General features: G+C 71.7%; 21 protein-coding genes and 2 pseudogenes. 6 read left to right on the top strand and 17 right to left on the bottom strand.

Features of this window, described 5'->3' with window-relative positions:
- Positions 1-56 precede the first annotated feature (56 nt).
- Complete coding sequence (locus tag AB0E14_RS27690) at positions 57-2168, bottom strand: AAA family ATPase (RefSeq protein WP_362423718.1); 2112 nt, start codon at positions 2166-2168, stop codon at positions 57-59.
- A 159-nt stretch (positions 2169-2327) separates the two neighbouring features.
- Between AB0E14_RS27690 and AB0E14_RS27685 the strand changes: the two genes are divergently transcribed.
- Both AB0E14_RS27685 and AB0E14_RS27680 read left to right on the top strand, forming a co-directional pair.
- Entirely contained in the window at positions 2328-2759 is a 432-nt protein-coding gene (locus AB0E14_RS27685; RefSeq protein ID WP_362423715.1) for a hypothetical protein, read from the top strand.
- Positions 2760-2832: 73 nt separating this feature from the next.
- Positions 2833-3540 carry an AAA family ATPase gene (locus AB0E14_RS27680; RefSeq protein ID WP_362423712.1) on the top strand — a complete coding sequence of 236 codons (708 nt, stop codon included), beginning with the start codon at positions 2833-2835 and terminating at the stop codon, positions 3538-3540.
- 40 nt (positions 3541-3580) lie between these two features.
- Here the strand turns inward: AB0E14_RS27680 and AB0E14_RS27675 are convergent, their stop codons facing one another.
- Positions 3581-4189: a TetR family transcriptional regulator gene (locus AB0E14_RS27675; protein ID WP_362423709.1), complete on the bottom strand. Its 609-nt coding sequence runs from the start codon at positions 4187-4189 to the stop codon at positions 3581-3583.
- Positions 4186-4953, bottom strand: a complete 768-nt coding sequence (locus tag AB0E14_RS27670; protein ID WP_362423706.1) for a TetR/AcrR family transcriptional regulator — start codon at positions 4951-4953, stop codon at positions 4186-4188. The genes AB0E14_RS27675 and AB0E14_RS27670 overlap by 4 nt, the downstream gene beginning before the upstream one ends.
- A gap of 115 nt (positions 4954-5068) precedes the next feature.
- Between AB0E14_RS27670 and AB0E14_RS27665 the strand changes: the two genes are divergently transcribed.
- On the top strand, positions 5069-6055 hold the full coding sequence (locus tag AB0E14_RS27665; protein WP_362423703.1) for an ATP-binding cassette domain-containing protein: 987 nt from the start codon (positions 5069-5071) through the stop codon (positions 6053-6055).
- Entirely contained in the window at positions 6036-6791 is a 756-nt protein-coding gene (locus tag AB0E14_RS27660) for an ABC transporter permease (RefSeq protein WP_362423698.1), read from the top strand. Before AB0E14_RS27665 ends, AB0E14_RS27660 begins: the two co-directional genes overlap by 20 nt.
- A gap of 45 nt (positions 6792-6836) precedes the next feature.
- Here the strand turns inward: AB0E14_RS27660 and AB0E14_RS27655 are convergent, their stop codons facing one another.
- Both AB0E14_RS27655 and AB0E14_RS27650 read right to left on the bottom strand, forming a co-directional pair.
- Positions 6837-8081: a GNAT family N-acetyltransferase gene (locus AB0E14_RS27655; protein WP_362423695.1), complete on the bottom strand. Its 1245-nt coding sequence runs from the start codon at positions 8079-8081 to the stop codon at positions 6837-6839.
- A 133-nt stretch (positions 8082-8214) separates the two neighbouring features.
- Positions 8215-8796, bottom strand: coding sequence for an ABC transporter substrate-binding protein (locus tag AB0E14_RS27650; protein ID WP_362423691.1), 582 nt, complete (start codon positions 8794-8796; stop codon positions 8215-8217).
- A 126-nt stretch (positions 8797-8922) separates the two neighbouring features.
- On the opposite strand from AB0E14_RS27650, the gene dtd reads away from it, so the two are divergent.
- Entirely contained in the window at positions 8923-9348 is a 426-nt protein-coding gene (gene dtd, locus AB0E14_RS27645; RefSeq protein ID WP_362423688.1) for a D-aminoacyl-tRNA deacylase, read from the top strand.
- An 18-nt stretch (positions 9349-9366) separates the two neighbouring features.
- On the opposite strand, the gene AB0E14_RS27640 is transcribed toward dtd, so the two are convergent.
- The 6 genes from AB0E14_RS27640 to AB0E14_RS27615 form a co-directional block, all read right to left on the bottom strand.
- A complete protein-coding gene (locus tag AB0E14_RS27640; protein ID WP_362423821.1) occupies positions 9367-10332 on the bottom strand; it encodes a folate-binding protein in 966 nt (321 codons plus the stop codon).
- 25 nt (positions 10333-10357) lie between these two features.
- Positions 10358-10795, bottom strand: a complete 438-nt coding sequence (locus AB0E14_RS27635; protein ID WP_362423685.1) for a Fur family transcriptional regulator — start codon at positions 10793-10795, stop codon at positions 10358-10360.
- Between the two features lie 66 nt (positions 10796-10861).
- On the bottom strand, positions 10862-11434 hold the full coding sequence (locus AB0E14_RS27630; protein WP_362423682.1) for an FABP family protein: 573 nt from the start codon (positions 11432-11434) through the stop codon (positions 10862-10864).
- Between the two features lie 238 nt (positions 11435-11672).
- A complete protein-coding gene (locus AB0E14_RS27625) occupies positions 11673-12587 on the bottom strand; it encodes a hypothetical protein (protein ID WP_362423679.1) in 915 nt (304 codons plus the stop codon).
- Positions 12584-13462 (bottom strand): hypothetical protein, encoded by an 879-nt coding sequence (locus AB0E14_RS27620; protein ID WP_362423676.1) that lies wholly within the window; start codon positions 13460-13462, stop codon positions 12584-12586. The genes AB0E14_RS27625 and AB0E14_RS27620 overlap by 4 nt, the downstream gene beginning before the upstream one ends.
- A 17-nt stretch (positions 13463-13479) precedes the next feature.
- Positions 13480-14241, bottom strand: a complete 762-nt coding sequence (locus AB0E14_RS27615; protein WP_362423673.1) for a hypothetical protein — start codon at positions 14239-14241, stop codon at positions 13480-13482.
- Between the two features lie 104 nt (positions 14242-14345).
- Here AB0E14_RS27615 and AB0E14_RS27610 point away from each other — a divergent pair, with 104 nt between their 5' ends.
- Positions 14346-14708 (top strand): DsrE family protein, encoded by a 363-nt coding sequence (locus AB0E14_RS27610; protein ID WP_362423670.1) that lies wholly within the window; start codon positions 14346-14348, stop codon positions 14706-14708.
- Between the two features lie 24 nt (positions 14709-14732).
- On the opposite strand, the pseudogene AB0E14_RS27605 reads toward AB0E14_RS27610, so the two are convergent.
- From AB0E14_RS27605 to AB0E14_RS27580, 6 genes and pseudogenes are all read right to left on the bottom strand, one after another.
- Positions 14733-14816 (bottom strand): annotated as a pseudogene (locus AB0E14_RS27605) (DUF3099 domain-containing protein); the annotation flags it as partial.
- A gap of 108 nt (positions 14817-14924) precedes the next feature.
- Positions 14925-15188: a DUF3099 domain-containing protein gene (locus AB0E14_RS27600; RefSeq protein ID WP_362423667.1), complete on the bottom strand. Its 264-nt coding sequence runs from the start codon at positions 15186-15188 to the stop codon at positions 14925-14927.
- A gap of 114 nt (positions 15189-15302) precedes the next feature.
- Positions 15303-15590: a DUF1416 domain-containing protein gene (locus tag AB0E14_RS27595; protein WP_030220952.1), complete on the bottom strand. Its 288-nt coding sequence runs from the start codon at positions 15588-15590 to the stop codon at positions 15303-15305.
- A 47-nt stretch (positions 15591-15637) separates the two neighbouring features.
- Complete coding sequence (locus tag AB0E14_RS27590) at positions 15638-16477, bottom strand: sulfurtransferase (RefSeq protein WP_362366671.1); 840 nt, start codon at positions 16475-16477, stop codon at positions 15638-15640.
- A 528-nt stretch (positions 16478-17005) separates the two neighbouring features.
- Positions 17006-17695, bottom strand: coding sequence for a DUF2993 domain-containing protein (locus AB0E14_RS27585; RefSeq protein ID WP_362423664.1), 690 nt, complete (start codon positions 17693-17695; stop codon positions 17006-17008).
- Positions 17696-17791: 96 nt separating this feature from the next.
- Positions 17792-18084, bottom strand: a pseudogene (locus AB0E14_RS27580) (hypothetical protein); the annotation flags it as partial.

The following is an 18084-nucleotide window of genomic DNA, read 5'->3' as shown; positions in this document are numbered from 1 at the left end:
TCGCGCGGGGTCCGATCGGCCCAAAAGCTCCGCCCACACCTGGGCTTGAAGCGCCGTCAGGAGGCAAGATAGTCCGGCAGCGGCTCGCCGTGGACGACGTCGAGGCGCGAGACGGCCCGGGTCAGGACGACGTACAGCCGGTGCAGGCCGCGCGGCTCGGCCGCCACGATCGCGGCGGGCTCGGCGACGACGACATGGTCGTACTCCAGACCCTTGGCCATCCGCGCGGGCAGCACGGACAGCCGCTCCCCGGCACTCTCGGGGGCAACGACATCCGCGGTGCCCCCGGTGGCCTCGGCTCCTCCGGCTCCCCCATCGCCCCCGGCGCGGAGGAGTCCGCCCGCTTCCAGCGCCGACGTCAGCGGTCCGACGTGCTCGTCCGCCGCGATCACCCCCACCGAACCCTCGCGCGCGAGCGCCCCCTTGACCGCCTCCACGACCCCGGTCGCCACGTCCGCGACCCGGCAGAGCCGCACCTCCCCGTCCCGGCGCAGCGAGACCCCCGCCGGCACGTCCGCGCCCAGACCCAGCTCCGGCAGCAGCCGGTTGGCGAGGTCGACGATCGCCGCCGGGACCCGGTAGCCGGTGGTCAGCGGCACGATCTCCGCCTCCGGCTTTCCCAGGTGGGCCAGTTGCTCGCGCCAGTCCCGCGCAGCCCAGGGAGTCGTGCCCTGCGCCAGGTCGCCGAGCACGGTCAGGGCGCCGAAGTCCGCGCGGCGGGAGATGGCCCGGCACTGCATGGGCGACAGGTCCTGGGCCTCGTCCACGACGACATGGCCGTAGGACTCGGGGCGTTCGATCAGCCCGGCCACCTCGTCGAGGAGCACGAGGTCGGCCGCGCTCCAGCGCGCCGAGCGGAAAGAGCGGGGCGGCTTCGCCCACCGGATCGCCGCCCGCTCCCCGGCCGTGAGCAGCGGGTCGTCCGGGTCGGCCAGGACGGCGGCGAGCACCTCCTCGGGGGTCGTGCGCGGCCAGCACGCGTCCACGAACGCCGAGACCGGGCGCGCCCGTTCGACCCGGCGTGCCCAGGCACCGCCCAGGGGCCCGGCCCGCCGTTCGGCGCGGAGCTGGAGTGCGCGGACGACCCGGGCCCGGACGCGTTCGCGGCCGGTCGCGTAGGGCGGCGCCTCCTCGCGTACGGCCGCGACGATCCCGGCGAGCACCTCCGCCGGGAGCCGTAGCCGCAGCGGACCGTCCGCGAGGGCCAGCTCCCCGTCGGGCAGGGCCACGCGCGCGTACAGCGCCCGCCGCAGCACCTCCGCCATCCGTACGTCGTGCTTGACCCGCGCCGCCGCCTCGCCGTCGACGGCCCGCACCTCGTGCCGGGCGATCTCCTCGTCGAGGGTCGACTGGCGAATCCCGGTCTCGCCGAGCGCGGGCAGGACCTCGGAGATGTACGACAGGAACGTGCGGTTGGGGCCGAGGACGAGGAGCCCGGAGCGGCGGACGCGCTGCGGGTGGGTGTAGAGGAGGTACGCGGCCCGGTGCAGGCCGACGGCGGTCTTGCCGGTGCCGGGGGCGCCCTGCACGCACACCGAGGTGCCGGGCCCGGACCGTACCAGGTCGTCCTGCTCGGGCTGGATGGTGGCCGCGATGTCCCGCATCGGACCCACACGCGGCCGCTCGATCTCCCCGGCGACGATCGCGCTGACGACGTCCTCTCCGGACACCAGGTGCTCGTCCTCCAGACCGGTCAGGTCGGCCGTGTCCCCCGCGCTGTACGGAGCCCAGCCGAAGCGCCGCCGCCGCACCACGCCCTGCGGGTCGTGCGCGCCCGCCTGGTAGTAGGCGCGGGAGACGGGAGCGCGCCAGTCGACGACGAGGGGCGGTTCGGCCGGGTGCTCGGCGATCCGGCGGCGCCCGATGTGGTGGCTCTGGCCGTCCTCACGGTCCAGGCGCCCGAAGAACAGCGGCCCGGGCGGCTGCTCGCCGAACTCCTTGGCCCGGCTGCGCAGGTGACGGCCGAGCACTTCGGCGTCGGCTCCGGAGGCGGCGACGTCCTCGCCGGTGACGACCTGCTCGGCGACGTCCTCGGCCATCCGCGCGAGGGCGGCGCGGCAGGCGTCGTGGTGGGCGCGCTCGCGGCGGAGCTCGCGGGCGAGGGCGGGATCGGGGGCGGGATCGAGGCCGGGATCGGGAGCGGGGTCGGGGGCGAGTGACGTCGTCATGGGTCCAGCGTAGACGAATGGCGTTACTTGGTAACTTTTTTTACTGGGTAGCGCCATGGCGTCATGGCGCCAAATGGGTCCCAATCACCCCACACACCCACCGATCGGACCGATGATTCACACCAGTTCCGGCGTTTCCGACACCCCCCAAGGAGCCTCATGCGACCCCGCCACTCCCGCACCCCTGCCACCCTGCTCCTCACGGCACTCGCCGCCACGGCGGCCCTCGCCGCCGCGCCCCAGGCCCTCGCGTCACCCTCCCCCTCGGTCGCCGCCGGAGCCGCGACGGTCCAGGCCGATCCGCAGTGCCAGGCAGCGATCAACCTGGCCATCGACCGCAATCGCCAGGCCATCACCCTGGTCGACGCGTCGGACCCCATCGGGGCCGCCCGGGCCAACGAACTGACCATGCACGACATCACGCGAGCGGCGGGCGTCTGCCCCGGCCACATCCAGCACCTGCTCGACCGGGCCCACGGGCTGGCCGGCCAGGCGTACGAAGCCAACTCCCAGGGCGGAGGGAGCGGCGTCCAGCGCGTCCAGTACGACATCGAGAGCACCCTCCGCGACGCTCTCGGCCAGGCGGGCTGAGGCGCGCCCACGACGCCGAGCGGCGCCAGGATTGGCCGGATATGGCCAGGATGGCCGTGAGAGACTCCCCGACATGATTATCGAACGCGCATACGCCCATGTGGACGTGCGGAACGACGACGAGTGGCCGTGGTCCGTCCCGTGCGTGCGCGATCTCATGGCCCAGGGTGTGCGCTTCACCGCTCCGGTGACGTTCCTCGTCGGGGAGAACGGCTCGGGCAAGTCGACCCTGGTCGAGGCCCTCGCCGAGGGCTTCGGCCTGGACTCCTGGGGCGGCTCGCACGACTGGCGGTACGCCAGCCACCGCCCCAAGTCGCTGCTGGGCGAGCGGATCCGCTTCGACGCGGCGCCGCGCGGCCGGGCCATGCTGGGCAGCTGGGCCGCCCGGAAGGGGTTCTTCCTGCGCGCGGAGACCGCCCTGGACGCGCTGGACAGGGAAGGGTTCGCGCCGGACTCGGTCAGCCACGGCGAGGGCTTCCTCGCCGCGTTCCGGGGCAAGTTCCTCAAGGCGGGCCTCTACGTCATGGACGAGCCGGAGGCCGCCCTGTCGTTCACGTCCTGCCTGGAGCTGCTCGGCCACATCGACCAGCTGGTGAAGCACGGCGGCCAGGTCATCTGCGCCACCCACTCGCCGCTGCTGACCGCACTGCCCGGCGCGGACATCATCGAGGTCGGCGAGCACGGGCTGCGCCGGACCACCTGGAGCGAACTCGCGCTGGTCGACCACTGGCGCCGCTACCTCGCCGACCCCCGGTCCTACCTCCGGCACGTCCTCGACTGACGCCCTCCCCGAAGAACCGCGGCCGGCCACGCGCCGCCGGCTACGCGTACGGCAGCCCCCGCCGCAGCCCCGCGAACGCCCGCTCCACCGCCGCCACCGCCTCCTCGTAGAGGCCGTCCGCGCTCTCCCCGGCGCCGATCCGGCGCACGTTCTCCTCGGCGAGGATCCGCAGCACGGCGACGATCTGACCGGCCGCGACCCGCGCGTCCACGGCGTCGCCGCCGAGCGCCTTGGCCAGCGCCGCCTCCGAGCGCCCCTGGTACGCGTACATCCGGGCGACCAGCGCGGGGGTGCCGTACAGCAGCCGCTGGTAGGCGAGGACCGCCGGGTGGTCGCAGAGCCCGGTGACCGGGTCGCGCCGCGCCAGGCCGTCGAGGACGTGCGCCCGCAGCGCGTCGAGCGGCGAGTCGCCCGCGGGGCGGCCCGCCACCACCCGGGCGGCCTCGTCCTCGTGGTCGGCGAAGCGATGGAGGGCCAGGTCCTCCTTGGCGGGGAAGTACCGGAAGAGCGTCGGCTTGGAGACGTCCGCCGCCTCCGCGATCTCCGCCACCGAGACGGCGTCGAAGCCCCGCGCCAGGAACAGGGCGACGGCGGCGTCCGACAGCGCCTGCCGGGTCCGCTCCTTCTTGCGTTCGCGCAGCCCGCTCACCGGGAGCCCGCCCCGTCCACGAGGAGCGCGACCCCGTCGAGGATCCGCGCGAGGCCGAAGCGGAACATGTCGTCGGGGTCGTCCTCGTTCTCGATCGCGCCGGATTCCAGCATCCGCGCGACCGCCGGGAAGCGCTCGGGGTCGGCGAGGCGCCGGAGGGTGCGGCCGTACCGGGTGAGGGCCTCCACCGTGCGCTCCGGGTCCGCCCCGACGATGGACCCCAGGTCGGCCATCATCAGCACGTCGTTGCGGACGAAGCCGGAGACCAGCATGACCACGGAGAGTTTGGTCCCCTCGTCGAGGTCCGTCCCCTCCAGGGCGACCATGACCTGCTCCCACCAAGCCACCGTGTTCGGTGTCGCGGGCGGCCCGGAGAGCGGCATGCGGAGCATCCACACATTGCCGCGGTAGACCTCACGCAGCCCCCAGGCCCAGTGCTCGACCCCCTCGCGCCAGCCCGTCCCCGCGGGCAGCGGGGCCGGCGGCGGGCCGCTGGCGGCGTCCTGCATGAGGACGTACAGCTCGCTCTTGGCGCCGACGTAGCGGTAGAGGGACATGGTCGAGACGCCGAGTTCCTTGGCGATCCGCCCCATGGAGAGCGCGTCGAGGCCCTCCGCCGAGGCGACGGCCACGGCCGTCGTCACGATCCGGTCGAGGGTGAGGCCGGGCTTGGGGCCCTTGGAGGGGCGCTCCCGCAGCCCCCAGGCGGCCTCGACGCTCGCGGGCAGGAAGCTGCCGCCGCCCTCGCTCTTCTCGTCCGCCACCACAGCCGTCCGCCCTTCCTCGCTTGACGACCATCCTAGTAATGCGTAACCCTTACACAGTAACGCGTATGGCATACGCAGTACGCGCCGTGCGAGCCCTCTGAGGAGCACAGCCATGTCTCCGGCCATCGAAGCCACCGGCCTGCGCAAGGCCTACGGCACCGTCCCCGTCCTCGCATCCCTCGACCTCCGGGTCGACGAGGGCACGATCTTCGCCCTGCTCGGCCCCAACGGAGCCGGCAAGACCACCACCGTCCGCATCCTCACCACCCTCACCGAGCCGGACGCCGGGCACGCGCGCGTGGCCGGGTACGACATCGCCGCCGAGCGGTCCCGGGTGCGCCGCGCCATCAGCCTCACCGGCCAGTTCGCCGCCGTCGACGAGATGCAGACCGGCGCCGAGAACCTGCGCATGATGGCCCGGCTCTCCGGACTCTCCCGCCGCGCCGCCGAGCGGCGCGCCACCGAACTCCTGGAGCGCTTCCGCCTCACCGACGCCGGCCGCCGCCTGGCCAAGACCTACTCCGGCGGCATGCGCCGCCGCCTCGACCTCGCCGCGGGCCTCGTCCGCGACCCCGGCGAGACCTCGGTGATCTTCCTCGACGAGCCGACCACCGGCCTCGACCCGCGCAGCCGCAAGGAACTCTGGGAGATCGTCCGCGCCCTCTCCGACAGCGGTACGACCGTCTTCCTCACCACCCAGTACCTGGAGGAGGCCGACCGGCTCGCCGACCGCATCGCCGTCATGGACTCCGGGCGCGTCGTCGCCGAGGGCACCGCGCAGGCCCTGAAGGCCCGCTTCGCAGACCACCGCCTCGACCTCGTCCTGCGCGACCGGGACGCCTACCTCCGACTCGCCGCGCGGGCCGTCCACCACGAGCCCGAGGCCCTCACCCTCGGCCTCGCCACCGACGGCAGCGCCGCGCACGTCCGCGCACTCCTCGACGGCCTCGACCCCGACCGCGCCGACGTCGTCCGCTTCACGGTGCGCGGCGCGACCCTCGACGACGTCTTCCTCGCCCTCACGGAAAAGACCGCCGCCCAGCCCACCGCCCCGTCCGGCCCCAAGGAGGAGCCCACCCATGTCGACGCCCGTGTCTGACGCCCTGACGATGACCGGCCGCGGGCTCCGCCTCGGCCGCCGGAACATCGACGCCGTCATCACCTCGATGATGCTGCCGATCATCCTGATGCTGGTCTTCGTCTACTTCTTCGGCGGAGCCATCGACACCGGCACCCGCTACGTGACCTACGTCGTCCCCGGCGTCCTCATCCTCTGCTCCGGCTTCGGCTCCGCCGGCACCGGCGTCGCCGTCAGCGAGGACATGAAGGGCGGGATCATCGACCGGTTCCGCTCGCTCGACATCGGCGGCACGCCGATCCTCGCCGGTCATGTCGGCGCCAGCGTCGCCCGCAACCTCGTGGCCACCGCGCTCGTCCTCGGCGTGGCCTTCGCGATCGGCTTCCGGCCCACCGCGACCCCGCTCGGCTGGCTCGCCGCGCTCGGGCTGCTCATCGCCTTCATCACCGCGATCTCCTGGTTCGCGGCGGCGGCCGGGCTGCTCGCCCGCACCCCGGAGGCGGCGGGCGCGATCACCTTCTTCATGATGTTCCTGCCCTACCCGAGCAGCGCGTTCGTCCCCATCGAGACCATGCCGAGCTGGCTCCACGGCTTCGCCGAGCACCAGCCCGTCACACCGCTCATCGAGTCGATGCGCGGACTGCTGCTCGACCAGCCGGTGGGCAACACCCCCTGGATCGCGCTCGCGTGGTGCGCCGGGATCCTGCTCGTGGCGGTCGCCGCGTCCGGAGCGCTCTTCCGACGCCGTACGCGGTGAACCGGGCGCCCGTCGCCGACGCCGTACGCGGTGAACCGGCGGCGGTCAGAAGATATCGGGGCACCACGGCCGGCGCGCGGCCCGCAGCAGCACGTCCGCCCGGACGGCCGCGCCCGCCGTGAGCTCCTCGACCCGGCCCAGCTCCGCAAGGCGTACGACCGACTCGTCACCGAGCGAGAGCCGGCCCAACTCGGCGACGTCCAGGGTGAGATCGGCGGACTCGGTGGTACGGGAGACCTCCGAGCCCGCCGGGGAGGCGTCGAGCCGGTAGCGCCCGCCGGCGAGCCCGGCCTCGTCCCGCACGTCCAGGACGAGGCTGCCGGAGCTCGCGTACGTACGCGCCTCCAGGACCTTGGCGACGTCCAGGACCCTCAGCCACAGCATGTCGGCGTGGCTGACCACCCGGGCGGCACGCGGGTCCGGCAGGAGCAGCGGAAGGACGTCGTCGGGGGCGCGGTAGCCGGAGCGGACGGTGGTCACCCAGTCGAGGGAGCACAGGTACTGCCAGAGGGCCCGCTCGGCGGCCGGGGTGCAGGCGATCAGGTCCCGGACGGAGGCGGTGTTGACCGGCTGCTTGGCGTCGTCCCACTTGTCGTCGGAGCGGTACGCGGCGAAGCCCTCGACCTCGCCGGACGCGGAGCGGTGGACGGCGTAGAAGGGCTCCGTCCACGGCTCGGCCTGGAAGCCCACGCCCGTACCCCGCTCCCAGCCCCGGGTGTCGCGGTTCGGGACGCCGGCCCGGACGCGGGCGAGCCGGCGGTGCACCTCGGGGCCGATCTTGCGGATCTCGGCGCCGTCGGCCAGCTCGATCGTGCCGCCGTCATCGGGCTGCCCCGTGCGGCGCGGGTCGAGGCCGGCGCGGGTCACGTCGACGGACCACTCGGTGGTCCAGGCCGCGGGGCCGAAGCCGTACCGCCCGTAGATCGGGTACTCGGCGGCGATCAGCGAGGCGACGGCGTCACCCCGCTCCTTCGCGGCGGCGAGGTCCCCCGCCATCACCTGGCTGAGCACACCGCGCCTGCGGTGGGACGGGGAGACGGTCACCTGACTGACGGCGTCGGCGACGAGCGAGCCGCCGCCCACCGTGGACAGCTCCTGCGTGAACGTGCGGTAGGTGGCGACGATCCGGCCGCGGTCGAAGACCCCGAGCGTCCGGGACAGGTCGAAGTGCGAGCGCCGCTGCTCGACCTCCTCGTCCGTGACGAGGGGTGGCCGCATGAACCCGGTCTTGAGCGCACGCAGCCAATCACCCAGCTCGGACTCGCCCACGGGGCGCACCTCAAGAGTCATACCGGCGAGGCTATGGCGCCCACCCGGCCACCCGCACCCCAGTTTTCACCGGGGCGCGGGTGGGCGGGACCGGTCGACACCACCACAGGAAGCCGGTCGGCGGCTCGGGCCGACACGTCGGCACGTCGGCGGCTCAGGCCAGCAGGTCGTCGACCTGGGCCTCGCCCTCCCGATAGCGGCGGGTGATCTCCGCACTGCAGTCGTCCGCCGTCCCCTGGAGTTCGCGCCGCCGCCGCGAGATCTGCTGCTCGTACCCCGCGAGCCGGCCCATCGCCGCGTGCAGCTCGTCGTCGGTCCGCGCTCCCAGGTCGGACAGCTCGACCTCCGACAGCATCTCCGCCACCAGTTGGCGGTACTCCTCGCTGCGGGGCGTCGACAGCGTCACGTGCCGCGCCGAGACGGCCCGCCGCGAGGGCACGTCCGCCAGGATCTCCGACAGCCGGTCGAGGACCGGCGACTCCGGATCGGTCCGCCGGGCCAGCTCGGCCCGCAGGATGTCGATACGGCCCTGCAGCATCCGCCGTACATAGCTGAGGTCGGCCTCCTCGCCCTGCGCGTCACGGCGCAGCGCGCGCAGCTCCGGCAGCCGCAGCGCGGCCAGGTCGGGCTGCGGCCGCGCCGGCAGCGCGGGCTCGGCCGTCCGCTGCACGGGCGGACGCACGCCCACTCCGGAACCGAATCGGGCCGGCGTCTGCCCGGCGCCAGGTGCACTCATGTGAATCGTCCCCTCGACCGGCGCGGAACCGCACCGCCTGACAGGCATGGTGCCACTCCCGCACGTGCACGTGCAGGCGCTCTGCACCCGTTCAGCCCCTATGCGCCGGTCTGTAGGTTGGTCTGTATGCGTGCAGTGGTGCAGAGAGTGGACGGCGCGAGCGTCGTCGTCGCAGGCGAGACCGTCGGCGAGATCGTCGGTGAGGGGCTGTGTGTGCTGGTGGGAGTGACCCACGAGGACACACCGGAGAAGGCGGCGCAGCTTGCCCGAAAGCTCTGGTCCGTCCGGATTCTGGAGGGAGAGAAATCCTGTTCGGACATCAATGCGCCCTTGCTGGTGATTTCGCAGTTCACCCTCTACGGGGACGCCCGCAAGGGCCGCAGGCCCACCTGGAACGCGGCGGCGCCCGGACCCGTCGCCGAGCCGCTCGTCGACGAGGTCGTCGCCCGGCTGCGGGAGCTGGGCGCGCACGTGGAGACGGGCCGGTTCGGAGCGGACATGCGCGTCTCGCTCACGAATCACGGCCCGTTCACGGTGCTCGTGGAGGTCTGACCGGCCTCCCGGCGGGGCCTACGGCTCGACGACGGTCTCCTGCGCGGCGGCCGTGTCCCCGGCCATCAGCTCCGCGTCGACGGGCACGTTCCGCTTCACCATCGCGAGGGCGATCGGCCCCAGCTCGTGGTGGCGGCCCGAGGTGGTGATGAAGCCGAGCTGGCGCCCCTCGGCGCCGTCCGCCGCGAGCCGGATCGGGGTGCCGTGGCCGGGCAGGTGCACCTCGCTGCCGTCCAGGTGCAGGAAGACGAGCCGGCGCGGCGGCTTCCCCAGGTTGTGGACGCGGGCGACGGTCTCCTGGCCGCGGTAGCAGCCCTTCTGCAGATGCACCGCGCTGCCGATCCAGCCCAGCTCGTGCGGGATGGTGCGGTGGTCGGTCTCGAAGCCGAGCCGGGGCCGGTGCGCCTCGATCCGCAGCGCCTCGTACGCGAGGATCCCGGCGGCGGGCCCGTGCGTACCGGCAAAGCCCTCCAGACCCTCGCGGGGCAGGAACAGGTCACGGCCGTGCGGGGTCTCCCGTACGACCACACCCGCCGGGACCTCGGCGATGGAGCCGGCCGGGAGGTGGACGACGGCGAAGTCGTCCGTACGGTCGGCGACCTCGACCCGGTAGAAGAACTTCATCGACTCCAGATAGCCGATGAGCTCGTCCTGCGTACCGGGCTCGACGTGCGCCCAGACCGTCTCGCCGTCGTCGACGAGGTAGAGCGCGTGCTCGATGTGTCCGTTCGCGGAGAGGATCAGCGCCTCGGTGGCCCGGCCCACCGGCAGCTCGCTGACGTGCTGGGTGAGCAGCAGGTGCAGCCAGCTCAGCCGGTCGTCGCCGGAGACGGTGACGACACCGCGGTGCGAGAGGTCGACGAAACCGTCACCGGCGGCGAGGGCGCGCTGCTCGCGGAACAGATCGCCGTAGTGCGCGGCGATGCCTTCGTCACGGCCTTCGGCGGGAACGGCGCCGGGCAGGGACAGCAGCGGGCTCTTCACCACAGGGCTCTTCATAGGGGCAAGCCTACGACTGCGTACCGCTGTCCTTCTTCGAGCAGTCCTGACAGCGGCCGAAGATCGCGAAGTGCTTCATGTCCGTCTCGAAGCCGAAGGCCTCCTTCAGCTTCGACGTGAAGCCGGCGGCGATCTCGACGTCCGCCTCGATGACGTTCGTACAGTCCCGGCAGACCAGGTGGAGGTGGTGGTGCCGGTCGGCGAGGTGGTACGTCGGCGCCCCGTGCCCGAGGTGGGCGTGCGAGACGAGACCGAGCTCCTCCAGGAGCTCGAGGGTCCGGTACACGGTGGAGATGTTCACCCCGGAGGCCGTCTTGCGGACCTCCCCCAGGATGTCGTCGGGCGTCGCGTGCTCCAGCGTGTCCACGGCCTCCAGGACAAGCTGGCGCTGAGGCGTCAGCCGGTAGCCGCGCTGCCGCAGGTCGCTCTTCCAGTCGGTGCTCACCACGCCCCCCAGTGTAGGAGGGCGTGGCGGAATCAGGACGGGTCTCGTGGACCCTCTTGTCCCGTCGGCCTACTTGAAGAAGGCGATGCCGTCGTCCGGCAGGTCACCGAGGTTGCGCGCCATCTCGGCGACCTCCTCGGGCGTGACGACCTTCTTCAGGTGCGCCGACATGTACGGGCGGAGCGGGACCTCGGGGGTGGCCTTCTCGCCGACCCACATCAGGTCGCCCTTGACGTAGCCGTAGAGCCGCTTGCCACCGCTGTACGGGCCGGAGGCCGCGGTGCGGGCCACGGCGTCCGTGACCAGGTCGATCTGCGGCTTCTTGTCGGCCAGCTCGCCGTACCAGATCTCGACGATGCCCTGGTCGCGGACCATGACGGTCTCGACCTTGCGGTCCTTGTCGATCCGCCAGAAGCCGCTCTCGCTCTCCAGCGGACGGACCTGCTTGCCCTCGCTGTCGAGCACCCAGGAGTGCGAGTGGTACTCGATGAAGTCCCGGCCGTCGTGGCTGAAGGTCACGGACTGCCCGAAGTTGCACTTCTCGGCACCGGGGAAGTCGGCCACGCCCGCGCCTTCCCACGTTCCGAGCAGGAACGCGAGGGGGACGAGGTCCGGGTTGAGGTCGGACGGGATCTCGATCATGAGTAGCTCTGTCGTTCCGTAGCGTCGGTATTCGAGGTGGTCAGCGCTGGCCCTGGTACAGCTTCTTCACGGCCAGACCGGTGAACGCGAGCACGGCGACACAGACCAGGGCCAGGAGAACTTCGAAGAAGATGATCACGGGTGCTCCTCGGATGAGCGTGAAGGCAGAACGGGCCGGACCCCAGCTTAGTCTGCGGGGGCCCGGCCCTCTCTGTGAGGTGCGCCGGGTGCCGTGCGGTCAGCCCAGGAGCTGGTTCTGCAGGGCGACGGTCTGCTGGAACGGGACCGCCGGCGCCCCGCCCTTGCGGGTCTGGGTGATCACGGCGACCGTGTCACCGGCCAGGATGTAGGCCCAGCGGGTCTGATCGGCGTTCTGCGGCAGCTCCACGTAGGTGTACAGGTCGGTGTCGGGCACCTGCACCTCGTTGCGGAGATCCTTGTCGATCTCCACTCCCTCGACCCCGTCGAGGAGCGCGCCGCCGGACGCGCTGCCCTCCAGGCCGTCGTCCTTGAACGCCTGCGCGAAGGCCACCGAGTTGAACCGGAGCAGGTAGATCCGGGCCGTCGTACCGTCCGGCATCGTCCAGCCCCGGGCGGCGATGTGGCGCAGCGCGGACTCGGCGAGCGGCTCGGTCACATCGGTCCGGTCGTCCTCGCGGTACTGGGACGCGAACGCGTCCACGGTGACCCAGCCGCCGTTCAGCTTCGGGTCGACGGTGGCGCCTTCCGGCGCGGGCAGCAGGAGTTTCCGCAGGTCGGCGTGGTGGATCTCGCCGGTGTTCCCGTGCGTGAAGGGCTGCGGCGCGCCCGCGGGGAGGGCGGGCAGGCTGAGCTTCGGGTACGCCCAGCGCCCGTCGCTCTCGGTCGCGAGACCGGGCACGTCGGTACGGTCCAGGGCGGTGATCCCGGCCGTGGCCCCGGCTCCGACACCCCCGCACACGAGCACGGCGGCGGTCCACGGGGCGACGGCCCAGAGCACCGGCTTACGGGACCGCTTCGGCGCGGGAGCGGGCGCGGGGACGGCGGCAGGCGCGGGCTCGGGCTGCTCGGGCAGGTCCTCGGCGACGGGGGCGGGAGCCTGTCCGGGCATCACGCCCGTATCCGACTCCTTCTCCTTCTCCGCCTCCGTCTCCGTCTGCTGCTCGGTCGTCATACGTACTCCCCCGGGGACTTGATGTGATCGAGCTGCTTCTTCACCAGCTGGGAGACCTCGGACTCCTCGTCGAGGTACCCCTTGCTGCCCGCGACCATGACCGTGACCTCGACCTCGGCGTCGTAGGCCGAGCAGACCAGCTGGTTCAGCTGCTCGGCCTTCTCCTCCTTGTCCAGGTCCTTGTCCTCGGGGTACTTGAAGCAGGCGGAGTTCTTGTGGCCGCTGATCTTCGGCCCCTTGGGGAGTTCGAGGAACTCGAAGAAGTCCTTCTTGAGCTCGAACGCCGCGCGGATCTGCTTCTTGTCCTTCATCTGCATGACCCGGACGTACACGACCGTCTCGGCGTCCTCCGAGACGAACGTGCGGACCGCGATGCCCTTGATCCCGAGCTTGTCGACGCGCTTCTCGTACTCGCGGCGCTTCTTGCCGGAGAGCCCCTTGCCCTCCTCCTTCATGAGGGCGGTGGCCTCCTCCGCGCCCACCTCGTCGTCGTTGCCGTACGAATCGGTGTCGGGGCCGAGTTCGTACCCCTGGGGTACGGGCAGGAGCAGCTTGCTCAGCGGGGTCGACGCCTTGCCGTACCCCACCTCGCGGGAGGCGGGGTCCTCCGCCTTCTTGGGCGAGTCCTCGTCCTCCCAGACGACGGTCTCCGCGCTGCGGTCGGCGGAGCTGACGGTGAGACCCGTGTAGGTGAGGCAGCCGCCGATCGCCCCGAGGACGAGGACGGCCGGCAGGACGAAGGTCAGCACCTTGCTCCTGCGGCGAGGCGCAGCGTTCTCGGCCGCGGGCTCGGCAAGGCTCTCAGTGACCACGTTCTCGGCCACGTTCTCGGGCGCGGGCTCGGCCACGCTCTCGGCGGCCACGGGCTCGGTCACGGTGTTCAGGTCCTCGCTCACAGGCGCCCCAGCTGCTTCTCGGCCAGCGACCGGATGTCGGCCGCCGAGATCTTCTTGGTGTCGTGGATGAAGATCTCGGCCACGACGTCACCGCGGTAGAAGTAGGCCCTGGCCTCGTACATGTCCAGGTATCCCGCCTCCCGGTCCACCGGGAAGACGTAGTACCGGCCGTTGGCGGAGCCCTTGATCGCCTCGCCGTCGGAGCGGGCGTAGTCCTCGTCGGGCATGTAGTCCATCTGCCCCTCGGCGTGTTCCTGGGCGCCGAGCTCGTCGTTGGAGCGGTACTGCACGAGTCGGATCAAGGTGACGCGGTACTTGCCCGTCTGCCACGACGTCGAGGCGATGCGCCGGATGCCCCGTTCCAGCTCGCTGCCCAGCGCGCTACCGGGGCCGGTGAATTCGTCGGCGTACTGGGGAACGGTGACCCAGCCGTCGTCGTCCGCGAACTCCGTCTTCTTCGACCCCGCCGGCTTCGGCACCAGCAGCTTGCGCAGGTCGCCGTCCGTCTTGACCTTGCGGTCCTCGGAGGCGGGCAGGGCCGCTGGCTTCTGCCCCGCGGGCAGCGGCTTCGGGTAGGCGAGGCCGGGCTGGTTCAGGGCGGGCAGCGGTGTCGGTTCACGATCCGCCTGAATGCCGTAGCCGACGGCGGTGCCGCCGACCAGGCCGAGGACGGCGGCGACGGCGATCAGCCCGACCGTCCGCCCGGTGCGACGCCGACGCGGCGGCGTCGCGTCGGCCTGTACTTCGATGGCTTCCAAAGGGTCCCCCCACGAGACCTGAATGACGGATTCCGATATCCGTGCACACAGCAGACACGTGAGTGATGCATGAGGTTGCAGAGGTCCGCATTACAGTTCGGTATATGGCGAAGAAGCTCGTGATCAAGGTGACCGCCGGGGCCGACGCCCCCGAACGCTGCTCCCAGGCCTTCACGGTGGCGGCCGTCGCCGTCGCCAGCGGGGTCGAGGTCTCGCTCTGGCTGACCGGCGAGTCGTCGTGGTTCGCGCTCCCGGGCCGCGCGGCCGAGTTCGAACTCCCGCACGCGGCGCCGCTTCCGGACCTCATCGACTCGATCCTGGCGGCCGGCCGCATCACGCTCTGCACCCAGTGCGCGGCCCGCCGCGAGATCACGGAGAAGGACGTCCTGGACGGCGTCCGCATCGCGGGCGCCCAGGTGTTCGTCCAGGAGGCCATGGCCGACGAGACCCAGGCACTCGTCTACTGATCCGACGAAGGGGCCACCGCCCGGTCAGCGCTCCCGGCGCTTCTTCCCGTCGAGTTCGTCCCACCACTCGTCCGACTGAGGATCCCCGGACGGGTCGTCCCACCAGCGGCCCCACTCTCGACGCGCCCCTCGCACTGTTCGGCCCCGGGGGGCCTCTCAGGCTTCGCGCCGCTGCGCCGGACTCCGTCCGCCGAGTCGTCGCCCAAACGCCGCCGGTCAGCGCTCCCGGCGCTTCTTCCCGTCGAGTTCGTCCCACCACTCGTCCGACTGAGGATCCCCGGACGGGTCGTCCCACCAGCGGTCCTCCGGCCCCCGCCGGTTCGCCATCATCGCGGCGACCGGCGGGATGACCATGGCGACGACGCACATCCCGATCGCCACGGGCATCGAGAAAAGCCGCACGACGCCCCACGCCCCGACGAAGAGCACCAGGCAGATGCCCATCATCCAGAAGTAGACATGCCGCCGTCGCGCGTACATACCTCCAGCGTAAGACCGAAGGGCCGTGCCTCAAGTCCGGGAAAGCGTCCAACCCCCCAGGAGGCACGGCCCTTCGGCCGGTTCAGCGGTGCGGCGTCAGGCCGCGGTGCGGCGTCAGACCGCGATGGCGACCTCCGCGAGGCCACCCTTCTGGGCCACGACCTTGCGGTCGGCGGTGCCGCCGGGGACCAGGGCACGGACGGTCCAGGTGCCCTCGGCCGCGTAGAAGCGGAACTGGCCGGTCGCGGAGGTGGGGACCTCGGCGGTGAACTCGCCGGTCGAGTCCAGGAGGCGGACGTAACCGGTGACGGGCTCGCCGTCCTTGGTCACGAAGCCCTGGATGGTGGTCTCACCGGGCTTGATCGTCGAGGCGTCGGGGCCGCCGGGCTGCGCTCCACACATGTTTCTGTCCTTACGGTCGGGAGGTCCGGGGAGGGGTCCGGAAGGTCTTACTTGTTGGCGCCGAGCTCGATCGGCACGCCCACGAGGGAGCCGTACTCGGTCCACGAGCCGTCGTAGTTCTTGACGTTCTCGACACCGAGCAGCTCGTGCAGCACGAACCAGGTCAGCGCGGAGCGCTCACCGATGCGGCAGTAGGCGATGGTGTCCTTCGCCAGATCGACCTGCTCGTCCTCGTAGAGGGCCTTGAGCTCGTCGTCCGACTTGAAGGTGCCGTCGTCGTTGGCGTTCTTCGACCACGGGATGTTGCGGGCGCTCGGCACGTGGCCGGGGCGCTGCGACTGCTCCTGCGGGAGGTGCGCCGGCGCCAGCAGCTTGCCGGAGAACTCGTCGGGGGACCGGACGTCGACCAGGTTCTGCGCACCGATCGCGGCGACGACGTCGTCGCGGAAGGCACGGATGGAGGTGTCCTGCGCCTTGGCCTTGTACTCGGTGGCCGGACGGGACGGGACCTCGGCGACCAGGTCGCGGGAGTCGAGCTCCCACTTCTTGCGACCGCCGTCGAGGAGCTTCACGTCCTGGTGGCCGTAGAGCTTGAAGTACCAGTAGGCGTAGGAGGCGAACCAGTTGTTGTTGCCGCCGTAGAGGACGACCGTGGTGTCGTTCGCGATGCCCTTGGCCGAGAGGAGCTTCTCGAAGCCCTCCTGGTCGATGAAGTCACGGCGGACCGGGTCCTGCAGGTCCTGGGTCCAGTCGATCCGGATCGCGTTGCGGATGTGGTTCTTCTCGTACGCCGAGGTGTCCTCGTCGACCTCGACGACGGCAACCTGCGGGTTGTCGAGGTTCGCCTCGACCCAGTCGGCGTCTACCAGGACGTCGCTGCGGCTCATGCTGTTTCTCCTCCGGGGCAGTGTTCGGCGGTGTTCATGCGGGTGCGGTTGCGGGTACGCGGCATTGCGGGCGTACGGCTTCGCGAGGTGCGGCCCCGACCGGAGGTCGAAGGGCCTGAGGAATACGGGACTCGGGGTCCCGCTCAGACAGAGCGACAGAGCATGGCGGCGATGCGGCACAGGTCTACTGCCCGCCGCTTCGTGAGATCCGCCTGTCGCTTCATGCCCACGATCGTAGGGACGGACAGGCCGCCGTGTCACCGGTGTGTCGTATTTTGAGACGCGATCGTCCGAGATGCGAGACGTGATCGCAGGGGACGGGGTCCGGGACCCGCTTTCGAAGGGGTCGGCAGGGCGATGTTTCTGCGGGGCGGACCAGGGCGTCTCAATATGTGGCCGAAGGCCTGAAAGGCGATCCCTGGAGAGGCCGGCCGGGCGTCGGCCCGCCAGGGCCGAGCTGCGTCAGACCGCCGGGGGCGAGGCTCGCCCGCCAGGGGCCGAGCCGCGTCGGCCCGCCAGGGGCGAGGCTCAGCCCGCCAGGGTCACGTCCGTGCCCGTCACGCCGATCACCACGCCGTCCTCGCGGGCCTCGATGCGGTCCAGCTTCATGCCCGCCGGGAGGCCGCCGATCTCGCGGTCGAAGTCGGTCCGCTTGCGGATCAGGGACTCCAGGCCCGGGATGCCCTCGCCCGGTACCGCGTCCGCGCGGACGCGGATCGTGTCGCCGTCCACCAGCGTCACCGAGGAGACGACGCTCCGGGTGAGGGTGCGGCCCAGTACCTGGACACCGCCGGTGACCTTCAGCTTGCCGTTGCCCCCGTAGGCGATCTTCACGTCGCGGTCGGCGGCGGCCGTCAGGTCCGCGTACGAGATCAGGGCCGTGCCGGTCGCGCTGCGCGCGCGGGCGCTCGTGAAGGCGTCGTTCACCATCACGTCGCGCAGGTCGGCCTTCATCTCGGTGATCCGGATCTTCTTGTCGCCGGCCGTGGCCTCGACGCCGGTCACCACCACGTCGACCTCGTCGAGCCGCTTGTCCATGACCTGGGTCAGGAAGGGAAAGCCCTTGATGTCGACCTCGGTCGAGGCGGCGCGCGCGGGCCCGAGGCGCACCTTGCCGGCGGCCTCCGACTCGGCGTACGAGACCGCGAGGCGGTCGACGCCCACGAAGATCCCGCCGAGGACAACGGCCACGATCAGCAATACGCGCAGTGCTCGCACGGTCTGCTCGCCCCCCTTGAAAAACGACTCCGGCCCCCGACACGAAGATCGACGTGTCGTGGGGCCGGTTGGTTCCCGAACAAGTGGCTGAGCGGGTCAGGCGAGCGCGCGGCCGAGCAGGTAGACGGCCGGGGCCGCCAGCGTCAACGGGAGGGCGACGCCCGCGGTCATGTGGACGAACCGCGACGGGTAGTCGTAGCTCGCGGCCCGCAGGCCGACCAGCGCGCACACCCCGGCCCCGAGGCCGAGCAGGGCCCCGGAGGCGCCCAGGTCCGTGAGGGCGCCGGCGGCGATCCCGGCGCCCGCGGCAGCCAGCAGCGCCACGACCACGGAGACCGCGCCGGGCAGCGGGAGCGCGCGGGCGACGACATCGGCGGCGACCGCGAGGC

Origin of the sequence: Streptomyces sp. NPDC047981, from assembly GCF_040653315.1 — a bacterium.
Lineage (GTDB): Bacteria > Actinomycetota > Actinomycetes > Streptomycetales > Streptomycetaceae > Streptomyces.
This window is presented reverse-complemented; position numbering and strand designations above follow the sequence as displayed.